Source organism: Mucilaginibacter gossypii (genome assembly GCF_900100945.1).
Lineage (GTDB): Bacteria > Bacteroidota > Bacteroidia > Sphingobacteriales > Sphingobacteriaceae > Mucilaginibacter > Mucilaginibacter gossypii.
Genome location: NZ_FNCG01000015.1, coordinates 86,349 through 99,744 on the forward strand (window position 1 = coordinate 86,349; position 13,396 = coordinate 99,744).

A 13,396-nucleotide genomic window follows, 5' to 3' on the forward strand; every position below is an offset into this window, starting at 1 on the left:
TGAAACATTCAAAATTGTGTTAACCCTGTTAACCCCTGTTGGTGCTGTCCATGGTAGGTGTTATTACACTTTAACCTACAAAAGTATATAAACAAAAAATGCGCTGGCTTCGCCAACGCATTCAAAATATGCTCATCAAAAGCCCCACTTTAGGGCTGTCAAACATTAAATAGTCCGTTCCTCTCCTGCTCCTGGTAATCCTGTACGGTTTCAATGGCATTATCAACCACATCGCTCAGGGCGGTAATGAATGTTCCGGGTCGGGCCAGGCTCATGGCGTGTTTAATAGCATCAACTTCTTTAGGCACTACCTCAACCTGCTTGTCAGGATCAACTGATTCAATTCCCTCTTTGAGTAAACCAATAATATTTTCGGCGGTGCGGCCGCGCAGGTGTTTTTCCTGGCGCAGGATGATATAATCAAACATTTCGGCCGATATTTTACCCAGTTCGCGGATATCGTCATCCCTCCTGTCGCCGGTGCCGGCTATGATACCAATTTTAAGCGGCGAATCGATATGTCTTAAAAACTCCTTGATGCCAGTGTATCCATCCGGATTGTGGGCAAAATCAATCATGAACCGGAAATCTTTAAACTCAAAAATATTCATGCGGCCAGGCGTTTGTGAGGCCGATGGAATAAAAGTTTCGAGCGAGATCTTGATATCTTCTGTCTTAAATCCCCATAAAAACGTAGCCAGTGTAGCGGCCAGCACATTCTCGATCATAAAGGGCACAGTACCGCCAAACGTAAGCGGAATCAGGATGGTACGCTGTACGCGGATCTTCCAGTCGCCTTTTAAAATGGTGATAAACCCGTTTTCGCAAATAGCGGCAATGCCTCCTTTTTTGCAATGTGATTTAATGATGGGATTATTTTCGTTCCGGCTGAAATAAGCGATATTACATTCGGCCTTTTTGCCAATGCGTACGCAATACTCGTTATCGGCATTCAAAACGCCCCAGCCATCCTTCTTAACCGAGTTAAGCACTACGCTTTTTACGCGCGATAGGTCTTCCAATGAATGAATGTCCGATAAGCCAAGGTGATCTTCCTGGATATTGGTAACTACCCCTATATCGCAAAAGCCAAAACCGAGGCCCGAGCGCAGGATACCCCCGCGGGCTGTTTCCAATACCGCAAAATCAACTGTTGGGTCTTTCAGTATAAACTCCGAGCTTACAGGGCCGGTTGTATCGCCCTTCAGCATCATATTGTTTTGTACGTAGATCCCATCCGAGGTGGTGAAACCTACCCGGTGACCGTTATTTTTAACAATGTGTGCTATCAAACGGGTGGTAGTGGTTTTACCGTTAGTCCCGGTAATAGCTATGATAGGGATGCGGGCCGATTTACCGGCCGGGTAAAGCATATCAATCACATGTCCGGCTACGTTGCGGGGCAAGCCTTCGCTCGGAGCAATATGCATCCTGAAGCCCGGTGCGGCATTAACTTCCAGTATCACTCCCCCTGTATCAGTAAGCGGCTCGGTAAGGTTTTGCGCCATGATGTCGATGCCGCAAATATCCAGGCCGATGATTTTAGAAATGCGTTCGCAAATGAAAATATTTTGCGGGTGTACATGGTCGGTAACATCAACAGAGGTGCCGCCTGTGCTTAGGTTAGCAGTTGATTTTACATAAACCACCTCATCTTTTTCGGGAACAGTTTCAAGCGTGTAGTCTTTTTTTGCCAACAGATCGAGGGTATCACGGTCGACCGTTATCTCTGTAAGCACATTTTCATGTCCATAACCCCGGCGCGGGTCTGTATTTTCAAGGTCTATCAATTCCTGGATATTCAGCCTGCCATCGCCGGTAACATGTGCCGGTTTACGGAGAGCGGCTGCAACCATTTTATTATCAATCACCAACACCCTAAAATCGAAGCCGGTAACATAACGCTCCACAATTACGCGGCGCGAAATTTTGGCAGCGTGCTCATAAGCTTCAATAGCCTCTTCTTCAGTTTTTATGTTGATAGAAATGCCGCGGCCGTGGTTGCCATCAAGCGGTTTAAACACCAGCGGGAAGCCCACTTTGCGGATGGCATCCGGCACAGCCGATGCCGATGAAATAGTTACGCCTTTAGCAACAGGGATGGCCTGCTCCTGTAAAAGTCGTTTGGTTTCTTCCTTGTTGCTGGCAATATCAACAGCAATGCTGCTGGTTTTTTCGGTCATGGTAGCGCGGAAACGTACCTGATTTTTGCCGTAACCCAACTGCACTAACGATTGGTTGTTGAGCCTGATCCATGGGATATCCCTCGCGATCGCTTCTTCTACAATTGACCCGGTACTTGGTCCCAGGCGGGTATTTTCCCTAATCTCGCGCATTTGCTGAATATCAGCATCCAGGTTGTAATCCTCGCCTTTTATCAAAGCTTCGGTTATGCGCACGGCCGACTCGGCTGCAAAAACGCCGACCTTTTCTTCCAGGTAAGCAAATACTACATTGTATACGCCTTTTGTTTTGGTTTCGCGGGTGCGGCCAAAGCCGGTATCCATACCGGCAAGGGTTTGAATCTCTAAGGCTATGTGCTCAATGACGTGTCCCATCCAGGTGCCGGCAATCACCCGCTGAAAAAAACCGCCGGGTACACCGGGCGAGCAGCGGTGGCTATATAACGACGGCAGCAGCTTTTCAAGCCGTTCATAAAAGCCATCTATTTCGTTGGAGGGGCGGTGCTCCATCTCCTGCAGATCAAGCCGCATTTGTATTAATTTTTTGCGTCTGATGCTCCAAATGTTGGGTCCGCGTAGTACCTGAATATTCTCGATCTTCATTATGTAGGATGCTATTTTTTTGTCAGTCTAATTTTCCCCTTAAAACTATAAAACATAACACGGGAATAAAATTTTTGATGGCGAAAAGCCATTATTTATTATTAGTTCCTGTGTTTGTGCAGGTTTTTGTCGTAATTTGTATATAGTTGTATTAAGATATTGTGAAATAATCATGATTGTCCCGAAAGGTAAACTAATAATTATAGGTGGCGCAGTTGATATGGGGAGTAATGTTACTCTTCAGGAACACATTTTGCAACCAGATTATATCAAATTTTTTGAACAAGGCATATTAAGGCGCATTATTAATGAATCGGCAAAGCATGAAGGCTCACAAATTGAAGTGATCACCACAGCTTCACAGATTCCGGAGCTTGTCGGCGCTGAGTATATCAAGGCGTTTGGCCAGCTCAACGTTACCAATGTTAACGTACTGCACATCAAAAGCCGCGAAGATGCGGGGAACAAGGCATACTTAGACAGGATCCGCAAAGCCGATGTAGTGATGTTCAGCGGCGGCGACCAGCTCAGGCTAACAGCCATTTTTGGCGGCACCGAATTTTTACAGATCCTTAAACAACGCTATCAAAAAGAAAACTTTGTGATAGCAGGTACTTCGGCAGGCGCTGCGGCAGCATCCACACATATGATCTACCGCGGGCAAAGTAACGAAGCCCTTGTGAAAGGCGAAGTGCAGATAACCGCCGGCCTTGGCTTTATCGATTCGGTGATTGTTGACACTCACTTTGTACAGCGTGGCCGCATAGGCCGGTTAATGTATGCCGTTGCAACTAACCCCGGCATTTTGGGGATAGGTTTGGGCGAAGATACAGGCTTACTTATTACCGAAGGTTATATGATGGAAGCTATCGGCTCGGGCCTCATCATTTTGGTTGATGGGCGCAACATCGTATCAACCAATATTTATGATGTGGAGCTCGGCTCGCCAATATCTATCGAAAACCTGAGAGTGCACGTCATGTCGATATTTGATAAGTACGACCTGATACAACACCGTTTACTCATAAAAAAGAGCGTAAAAGTTGAAGAAGGTGTTTTTATACATGCACCCGGTAGCAATCTATTACAATAATTTAAACTGCATAAAGTTCTTATTAAATAGCCTGGCCTTATTTATGCAGGTACATCTACTTTAATTTATAATTATGAAAATAATTATTCACGGCGGTTTTTTTAGCGAATCGCATACCAACCAGGAAGTAAAGCTGGCCAAACAGGAAGCCCTGAACGGCATAGTGCAGTTAGGATACAAACACCTGCAACATCACACTGCTGCCGAAACGGCCGTTTATACCGTAAGGCTGCTTGAAGATTGCGAACTTTTTAATGCCGGAACGGGATCACAGATCCAGAGCGATGGCAAGATTCGCCTCAGCGCCTCTTTGATGGATGGCAAAACCCAACGCTTTTCGGGCGTCATCAACATTGAAGATGTTAAAAACCCGATCTGTGTAGCCGAAAAACTTCAAGCCTACGATGATCGTGTATTGAGCGGCAAAGGAGCATGCGATTTTGCTATAGAAAACGGTCATAAATACTATAACCCCGAAATCCCGCAGCGACGTCACGAATACGAACAAAAACTAAGCGATTCTATCAGGCTGGGCACCGTGGGCTGCGTTGCATTGGACGTGCATGGAAACCTGGCGGCCGCAACGAGTACCGGGGGCAAAGGTTTTGAAATTCCCGGCCGTGTTAGTGATTCGGCCACTACTGCAGGAAATTATGCCAATGAGTTTGCCGGCGTTTCATGTACCGGCGTAGGTGAAGATATTGTAAGTGGCTCGGTAGCTGTTAAAATTGTTACGCGAGTAACCGATGGCATGCCCCTTATGGCCGCTACCGAAAAAACCCTCGATGAAATGAAACCTTACGATGGCTTTGCCGGTGTGATAGGCATTACTACTGATGGGCAGATCTATCACTCAGACACCCACCCTTACATGGTATGGGCCCTGCATGACGGAGATATTGAAGTTTTTAACTAAAACCTAAATTTATTTTTCCCGTAGAAAGGGTATAAGTTAAGCACCTGTAAAATAACGGTGGCCTTTAGGCGTTTACGTATTTACTGCATTTTACGGGTATTGTTTTCCCGTTAACAAATAATTACATTTGTTAAGCTGATTAATTTAAAATAAACAGTTTAAACCCAGGAAAAAGATTAGATGAGATATTTCCTACTTATTATTTTATGCGCTGTTGGGTTCGATGCATCAGCGCAATGGTATTATAAGCCATTCAATAAGCGTACCCGGTCTCCGCAAATGGCTTATGCACAAAGCCACTCTATTAAAAGGCTGCCCGCTCCTGTAGTGGCTAAAGTAAAAATCCGCCCGTTTACTATTGAACATACCCCATATGTACTGGCCATGATCGAGGAATCGGTTATGAAAACCGCGCAGCACAATATGCGTTTTCATGTGTACAATGCCGCCAGCTACAACTTTAGCGACCTGGCCCAGATGTATATGAAACAAAACCGCCTGGCCGAGGCCAAATGGTTCCTGCTGCAAAGTATCACCATATCGCGCCAGCAAAACGACGACAGGCATACCATAGCAAACCTGCTTGACCTTGCGACTGTAAAAGCTGATTACGGCGATTATACACAGGCTAAACAAGACCTGGCCGAAGCCCGACAACTGGCTGTTGCCCGCGGTTTAACTTTTGACCTGGCTACTGTAGAGAAAAAAACGCGCTATTTACAGGACAATAAATTCAACACGCTGCATACCGAAACCCATTTTGCCGAAACCGCCGATGCAGGTACAATTACCAAACCGGTTAACAAATAGTGTTTTTTTGTAACAAAAACGTAAAATGGTGCTGCCTGCATACTATTAGTAAAACATAATCGTATTATTGTTATTAGTAATTAAGAGACAGCATATTGACTGTCTCTTTTTTATTTTACATTAGCAAATTAATAATAGGCACAAGTATTGATGTTTTACACCAACCCCGATTTAACTACAGTAAAAGATATGTTTAAGAAAGTATATTTGTTATTGGTGCTGGGCGCAGCCCTCGCCTGTAAAGCATCACCATCCAAACCTGTTAAAGTAGCAGGTTCAAATGATTTACAGCCCGATGAACAGCAAAGCCTTGTTTGTAAGCAGGTAGCATCATTAATCTCTAACTACAACTATAAAAAAGTTCCGCTGAACGATTCAGTATCCGCCATCATTTACGACCGGTATATCAAATCGCTCGACGAGAACCACAGCTATTTTTTAGCATCTGATATCAAGGATTTTGAAAAATATAAAACCGTACTTGATGATGATATTAAAGCCGGCAACCTGGCCGATGCTTTTTATATCTTCAACGTTTTTCAGAAAAGATATATCGAGCATGTAAAATATTCGCTTGAGCAGATCAATAAAAATTTCGATTTCAATAAAACTGAAACCTTTGTTTATGATCGCGATAAACTACCATGGATTGCTTCGCAAAGCGAAATGGATGCCATGTGGACCAAGCGCGTAAAATACGATTTGCTAAACCTGAAACTGGCCAATGCAGATATGGCCAAAAATAAGGAAACACTTAAGAAACGCTACGAAAACCTGTTAACACAAACCAACAAGCTATCAAACCAGGACGTTTTTCAATACTTTATGGACGCCTTTACAGAGGCTATCGATCCGCATACTAATTACTTTAACCCGTCAAACGCAGCTAATTTCAATATCGAAATGTCGCGCCAGGTTGAAGGGATCGGTGCTTCACTACAGGTGGAAAACGAGTATGTAACCATTAAAACCATTGTACCGGGCGGTCCGGCAGATAAAAGCCACCAGATAAGTGTCGACGACCGTATCGTTGCAGTAGCACAGGGTAAAACCGGCGAATTCCAGAACGTGGTGGGATGGCGTGTTGATAATGCCATCGCTATCATCCGCGGTACTAAAGGCACAACGGTAAGGCTTGAAATATTGCCTGCCGGTGCAAATGCATCAAGCAAACCCAAAGTGGTTGAAATGGTACGTGAGAAGATCATCCTGAAAGACCAATCGGCCAAAAAAGAGATCCGCACTTACAACAGCAATGGTAAAACGGTTAGGATAGGTGTAATATCTATCCCGGCATTCTATATTGACTTTAACGATTATAAAGCAGGCAACCCTAACTATAAAAGTACCACCCACGATGTTAAGGCAATCCTTGACTCGTTAAAGAAAGAAAATGTAGATGGCCTGGTGATCGACCTGCGTGAAAACGGTGGTGGTTCATTGATGGAAGCTATTGAGCTTACCGGTCTGTTCATTAAAACCGGCCCTGTAGTACAGGTGCGTGACACTAAAGACCAGGTGGAAATTGATAAAGACGAAGATGCGGACATCACCTATAGCGGCCCTATGGCGGTACTGGTTGACCGCTTCAGCGCTTCGGCCTCTGAAATCTTCTCAGGCGCTATCCAGGATTACGGCCGCGGTTTAATATTGGGTACCCAAACTTATGGTAAAGGCTCGGTACAAAGCGCTATCGATCTTGACAGGGTGATTGGTTCTTCACTTCGTGAAAAAATTGCGGGCGTAGTTGGTGGCGGTAAAAAAACAACCTCAACCGGCAGCCAAAGCACTTACGGACAACTTAATTTGACCATAGCTAAATTCTATCGTATCAGCGGTAATTCAACCCAGCACAAAGGGGTAACACCTGATATTTCATTCCCGTCGGTTATTCCATTGGATAAATATGGCGAAGATACCGAACCATCAGCAATGCCTTTTGACATCATTGCCAAAACAGATTATACCAAAACAGGCGATTTTACCGGCGTACTGCCACAGCTAAAAAAACTGCACGACCAACGCATGGCCGGCAGCGACAGCTATAAATACCTGCTTGAAGATATTGCTGATTTCAAAAAACATGATGCCGATGACAGTGTATCGTTAAAAGAATCTGATTTGAAGAAACAACGTGACGATGATGAAGCGAAATCATTTGAGCGTAACAACCTGCGTCGGGTAGCATTAGGTTTGCCAGCCCTTAAAAAGGGTCAAACCAAACCTAAAAACGAAGACCTTGACTTTGTAAAACGCGAAGCCGGCCAAATCATGACCGATTATATCAGCCTTGATAATAAGTATACAAGCGTATCGCAACCGGCTAACTAAGCAAATTATTAATAATATTGAGCGCCCGGCATTGAAAGATGTCAGGCGTTTTTATTTAAACACGAATGCTTTGCATGTGAAGAAATTAAATCGAATTACACGAATTTGTATTTAGAAACCTTACAGAGAAAACAAAACTTATGTGATTCGATTTAATTCGAGGAATTAGTGTCATATTATAAAACCCCCTCGGCTAATAACCTTGCATTTTGTAAATTTGGCCTCTTATTAAAAATCAATTCAAGTTGAAAAATAATATTCTTATTGTTGATGATGTGCATGCCATTTTCATGGAGATGGCCGAGGCCAAGGGTTACACCTGCGATTACCGTCCGCTGATTAAGGTTGACGAAGCCATGCAAATCATAGGCGACTATGCAGGGTTGGTGATCCGCTCAAAATTCAGGGTGGATAAAGCTGTGCTTGATGCTGCCACCAACTTACAGTTCATAGCCCGCGCCGGCGCTGGTATGGATAATATTGATGAAGATTATGCTACTCAAAAAGGTATAAAACTCATCAACGCACCCGAAGGCAATTCGGATGCCGTAGGCGAACATGCCATAGGTTTACTGCTGTCATTAATGAACAACCTAAACCGCGGCGACGCCGAAATTCGCGGGGGGAAGTGGCAGCGCGAGGCTAACCGGGGTTACGAACTAAAAGGTAAAACAGTAGGTATTATCGGCTACGGCCATATGGGCAGCAGCTTTGCCAGGAAACTTTCAGGCTTCCAGGTAAATGTTATTGCTTACGATAAATACAAAACCGGCTTCAGTGATAAATATGCGCGCGAGGTAAGCATGGAAGAAATTGTAAAGCACAGCGATGTACTGAGCTTACATATCCCTTTAACTCCAGAAACCAACGGACTGGTGGATGATGAATACCTGTTCCATTTTAAAAAGCCTATCTTTTTCTTAAACACCTCACGCGGCAAAACTGCTAAAGTAAGTGCCGTGCTAAACGCCATACGCGAAGGCAAAATTTTAGGGGCAGGGTTGGATGTATTGGAGGTTGAAAAATTCCCGGCCCTTGCCGAACAACAATGGTTTGAGGAATTAAAACAAAGCGGCAAAGTGCTGTTAAGCCCTCACGTTGCCGGCTGGACATTTGATTCATACCGGAAGATCAGCGAGGTAATGGCCGAAAAGCTGGCCGATTTGAAAGGATAGGCAGATTATCGGAACCACACATATCTTTAATAATTCGACAGCGTAAGGAACGCCCCTGTACGTGACATCAAAGAGAAATTTCCTACACTATGCAATACATTATAGGGCATGGTGCAGGAGATTTCCGTTTAGATACATTTCCGGGCCGGGTTGGCAGAAATGATAACTGATTTAATATATTCGTTATGCCGTTTCCTTGTACAGTACCATGCCGGCATGGTAAAACACCCCGTCCCTGAAATCACCTTCGGCGGTAAAGCCTGTATCGTCAAGATATTCAACGTGGTTCCCTAATACGCTGTAATAACCTGTGTAGGCATTTCGTTTGTCGCCTCGGGCCTCGGTATAGCGCCCGTTAGGCAAAAATTCATGACGTATAAACCCATCGCGGGTAACCCATACACCTATATAATGATGAGCATTTATTGTTGTATTGCTGTTGAAAGTGTTAAATCTTTCCATGTTGCTAATTCGTTTTGAACGAAGGCAAGCTTCTTTTCAACCAGACCGTAAGCATCCTCGCCCAAAAATAAATTTAGCGGTGGGTTAGCTTCGTTAGTTATGCTGATCATAGCCTCGGCTGCTTTTTCAGGGTCGCCGGCTTGTTGCTTGTCCATGTCGTTTTGGTGAAAATTTACTGTATCGCGAACGTTTTGATAGTCGGCTATCTGGTTTTGAGGTACCGCCAATGAACCGGCCGACAGGAAGTTGGTCCTGAAATACCCCGGCTGTACAATGGTAACCTTTATGCCAAACGGTGCAACTTCGGCCGATAGGGTTTCAGAAAAACCATTAACGGCAAACTTGGTGGCGCAATAAATACCTCCCCCTGCAAACGCGCCGGTGAAACCACCTATCGACGACACATTTAAAATATGTCCGGATTTTTGAGCGCGCAGATAAGGCAACGCCTTACGGATCACATTCAACGATCCAAATACGTTGATCTCAAAGTTATCACGGGCCTCGCGGTCGGTCAATTCTTCAATACCGCCTAATAATCCGTAACCGGCGTTGTTGACAATAACGTCAATTTTTCCGAAGGTTTTTACAGTAAGCTCAACAGCTTCCTGCACACTGTCTTCGCTGGTCAAGTTAACGGCGAGGGGTAAAAACCGCTCGTTTTGCGAGTCAACTGCTTTGGTCAAATCGCTTAAATTGCGCGATGTAGCGGCTACTTTATAGCCTTCATTCAATAGTTTTTTTACTAAGGCAAGTCCCAGTCCTTTTGAGGCACCAGTTACAAACCATACTTTGTTGTTTTCCATATGTTGTATTTGATAGATTTTGATTTTACTTGTTACTATTTCAATGATTGTTTATGATTTTCACCTATTTTGCCTTTTGGGACTTCACCGATAGGCTATGATTCCACCGATTTATGATGAATTCAACCTGCTCTATCGTGTTTGTCCGAGCGGCCGTACCACCACCTCGTTAACGGAGATATTATCCGGCTGGCTTATAGCGTAAATCACCGCGTTGGCTATAGCCTCCTCATCAAGTTTTGGCATGTTGGCAAGGTTGCCGTATAAGCCCTTAATCTTAGGGCTGGTAATATCATGTCCTAATTCGGATTTAGTTGCGCCGGGGTAAATGGTGGTTACCTTAATGTTTTGGGCAACTTCCTCGCGCAGGGTTTCCATAATAGCCTTGACCGCGAACTTGGTACCGCTGTAAACGCCAATGCCCGGCGACGTTTTTAAACCACCAACCGATGACGTGGAGAGGATATGCCCCTGGCCGCGTTCAAGCATGTGGGGCAGCACAGCATTAATCCCGTACAATACACCCTTAATATTAATGTCAATCATTTTGTCCCATTCATCAACATGACCTTCTTCAAAAAAAGAGATGGGCATGATGCCGGCATTGTTCCACATTACGTCAACTCGGCCAAATTTGGCTATGGTCTGCAGAATGAGGTTATCCAGATCAGTTCGCCTGGCAACATCGGTTACTACATAAATTGCATTTTCGCCAATTTCCTGTGCCAGGTCTTTCAACTGATCTTCTCGGCGGGCAGCTAAAACCACTTTAGCGCCAAGTTGTGCCAGTTTGCGGGCAGCAGATGCGCCGATGCCACTGCTGGCACCGGTTATTACAATCACTTTATCCTTGATACTTTCCATTTGGTGTTTATATAGGTAGATATAGGGTAAACGGAATAAATTTAGAAATCAGTTGAGCAGGTTACATCCTCCCACTGCCTGATTTCATTGTGTAAAGTATCAAGCTTTGCCAAAGCACGATTGTATGCATCGCCACCTAATAAAAGGTACAATGGCGGGTTGTCTTCATAAACTGTGTTGATAATAGCAGTTGCCGCTTTTTCCGGGTCACCGGCTTGCTTGCCGTCCATTTTGAGGTATTTGTTATGAATGGCACGCACTTCTGTATAATCATCAATTTGGTTGTCAGTAATTGAAAGCGATCCTGCAGTAAGAAAACTGGTGCGGAAAGCGCCGGGAGCGACCACGGTTACCTTAATGCCCAATTCCTTAACATCCGCAGCAAGCACTTCCGAAATACCGATCACGGCATATTTGGCCCCTGCATAAATTGCCCAGCCGGTATTAGCTGTAATACCTGCGATAGATGAAATATTGATAATATGGCCTGAGCGCTGTTTGCGCAGGTATGGCATTGCCGCGCGGATTACGTTCAGCGTACCAAATACGTTTACATCAAATGCCATACGGGTTTCGGCATCGCTAAGTTCTTCAATAGCACCACCAATGCCATAGCCAGCATTGTTGATCACTACATCGATACGGCCAAAAGCCTCATAAGTGTGTTGCAATGCAAGCGATACACTGCTATCGTTTACCAGATCGACTTGTAGGGGTAAAAAATTATTGCTTGTTGTATTAACCGCAGCGGTTAATTCCTGTAAATTTCTGGAAGTAGCGGCAACAAGCTGTCCTGCATCCAGTAGTTGTTTTACTAAGCTGAGGCCAAAACCTTTCGAAGCCCCGGTAATAAACCATACTTTGTTGTTGTCCATAAAAATTGTTTGATTTGTTTATTTGAGATAAAACAAAGTTACAGCAGCAACAAAGGGGGCACATTACATTAATCAAACCAAAGGTTACAAAATTCAAACATTTCGGAACGAGCTTGGCGTTTGTTGGGTTTGTTTCTTGAAAAAGTTATTAAAATGTGTCGGCTCCTCAAAGCCCAGGCAATAACCAATTTCAGAAATGTTCCAGTCTGTATGCCTTAATAATGATTTGGCTTCGCTCAGCAGCCTGTCGGCAATATGATCGGTAGTGGTTTTGCCGGTAGTTTCGCGGATTGCCCTGTTCAGATGGTTTACATGCACCGAAAGCCGTTGTGCAAAATCATTGGCCGATCGCAATACAAACCGCTGTGAAGGGGTTTCAATAGGGAACTGCCTTTCAAGCAGCTCGGTAAATACTGATGTTATGCGCGATTTGGCATCAACATGCTTATAAACATTTTCGGATGGTTCCGTTTTAAGCGCATAATAAATTACTTCCGTAACATAATTACGGAGCAGATCATATTTAAAAGCATACTCGGTATTAATCTCAGACAGCATTTTCTGAAAAAGAGCGGTTACATAAGCGTCCTGTTCATCATTTAAGGCATAAACCGGCTTGGCATTAAGGCCAAACATCGGAAACTCGCTTAAGCCGGTACGGAATTTCTCCAGAAAAAACTCCTCAGTAAATATACAGAAGAAGCCTGTGCGATCATCAGACATGTGCTCAAATGTATAAGGTACCATGGCACTGAAGAACATCAACGTTGAACCCGAAAGCTTGATACTTTTATCGGCATAATGAATGATGTTATCGCCGCGCATCAGGCTGATCTTATAAAAAGTACGGCGGCTGTAGGTTACTTGCTTTGCGTTAGGGCCAATACAATCCTCAATCCTGAATACATTAAAGTGACCGATGCTTTGCTGAAGGTTACCGGGCAGCCAGTTAACCTTTCTTTGATAAAAATCTTGAAGTGTTTCTGCTTTCGACATAAAACAAAGTTACAAAAATCAAACCAAGGCTTCAAAACAGGGATAATTTAATATTTTGAGGCAAACAAAAAAACCTTTAAATCATATGATTTAAAGGTTTTTGAACATTTTTAAAATGCTTCTTAGCGGAATGGACGGGACTCGAACCCGCGACCCCATGCGTGACAGGCATGTATTCTAACCAGCTGAACTACCACTCCTCCCGTTTGGGGTTGCAAATATACAAACCTTTTTGATCTACACAAATTGTAGAACTTAAAATTAAAAAAGGTTAAAACACAA

Annotated in this window: 11 protein-coding genes and 1 tRNA gene; 5 read left to right on the top strand and 7 right to left on the bottom strand. The window is 44.1% G+C overall.

Features of this window, described 5'->3' with window-relative positions; genetic code table 11:
- Positions 1–158: 158 nt before the first annotated feature.
- Positions 159–2,786 carry a cyanophycin synthetase gene (cphA, locus tag BLS28_RS22905; protein WP_091172860.1) on the bottom strand — a complete coding sequence of 876 codons (2,628 nt, stop codon included), beginning with the start codon at positions 2,784–2,786 and terminating at the stop codon, positions 159–161.
- 172 nt (positions 2,787–2,958) lie between these two features.
- Here cphA and BLS28_RS22910 point away from each other — a divergent pair, with 172 nt between their 5' ends.
- From BLS28_RS22910 to BLS28_RS22930, 5 genes are all read left to right on the top strand, one after another.
- Positions 2,959–3,879 carry a cyanophycinase gene (locus BLS28_RS22910; RefSeq protein WP_091172864.1) on the top strand — a complete coding sequence of 307 codons (921 nt, stop codon included), beginning with the start codon at positions 2,959–2,961 and terminating at the stop codon, positions 3,877–3,879.
- Positions 3,880–3,952: 73 nt separating this feature from the next.
- On the top strand, positions 3,953–4,795 hold the full coding sequence (locus BLS28_RS22915) for an isoaspartyl peptidase/L-asparaginase (protein WP_091172868.1): 843 nt from the start codon (positions 3,953–3,955) through the stop codon (positions 4,793–4,795).
- A 180-nt stretch (positions 4,796–4,975) separates the two neighbouring features.
- Entirely contained in the window at positions 4,976–5,605 is a 630-nt protein-coding gene (locus BLS28_RS22920; protein ID WP_091172871.1) for a tetratricopeptide repeat protein, read from the top strand.
- 189 nt (positions 5,606–5,794) lie between these two features.
- On the top strand, positions 5,795–7,936 hold the full coding sequence (locus tag BLS28_RS22925; protein ID WP_091173135.1) for a carboxy terminal-processing peptidase: 2,142 nt from the start codon (positions 5,795–5,797) through the stop codon (positions 7,934–7,936).
- A 245-nt stretch (positions 7,937–8,181) separates the two neighbouring features.
- Positions 8,182–9,111 (top strand): NAD(P)-dependent oxidoreductase, encoded by a 930-nt coding sequence (locus BLS28_RS22930; protein WP_091172874.1) that lies wholly within the window; start codon positions 8,182–8,184, stop codon positions 9,109–9,111.
- Positions 9,112–9,294: 183 nt separating this feature from the next.
- Here the strand turns inward: BLS28_RS22930 and BLS28_RS22935 are convergent, their stop codons facing one another.
- From BLS28_RS22935 to BLS28_RS22960, 6 genes are all read right to left on the bottom strand, one after another.
- Positions 9,295–9,573 (bottom strand): Atu4866 domain-containing protein, encoded by a 279-nt coding sequence (locus BLS28_RS22935; protein ID WP_091172877.1) that lies wholly within the window; start codon positions 9,571–9,573, stop codon positions 9,295–9,297.
- Positions 9,534–10,379: an oxidoreductase gene (locus BLS28_RS22940; protein ID WP_091172881.1), complete on the bottom strand. Its 846-nt coding sequence runs from the start codon at positions 10,377–10,379 to the stop codon at positions 9,534–9,536. The genes BLS28_RS22935 and BLS28_RS22940 overlap by 40 nt, the downstream gene beginning before the upstream one ends.
- A 132-nt stretch (positions 10,380–10,511) precedes the next feature.
- The gene (locus BLS28_RS22945) at positions 10,512–11,243 is read right to left on the bottom strand and encodes an SDR family oxidoreductase (RefSeq protein ID WP_091172885.1); all 732 of its coding nucleotides are present in this window, start codon (positions 11,241–11,243) and stop codon (positions 10,512–10,514) included.
- 41 nt (positions 11,244–11,284) lie between these two features.
- Entirely contained in the window at positions 11,285–12,118 is an 834-nt protein-coding gene (locus BLS28_RS22950) for an oxidoreductase (protein ID WP_091172892.1), read from the bottom strand.
- A gap of 93 nt (positions 12,119–12,211) precedes the next feature.
- Positions 12,212–13,114 (bottom strand): helix-turn-helix domain-containing protein, encoded by a 903-nt coding sequence (locus BLS28_RS22955; protein ID WP_090531134.1) that lies wholly within the window; start codon positions 13,112–13,114, stop codon positions 12,212–12,214.
- 126 nt (positions 13,115–13,240) lie between these two features.
- Positions 13,241–13,314 (bottom strand) — tRNA-Asp (locus BLS28_RS22960).
- Positions 13,315–13,396 lie beyond the last annotated feature (82 nt).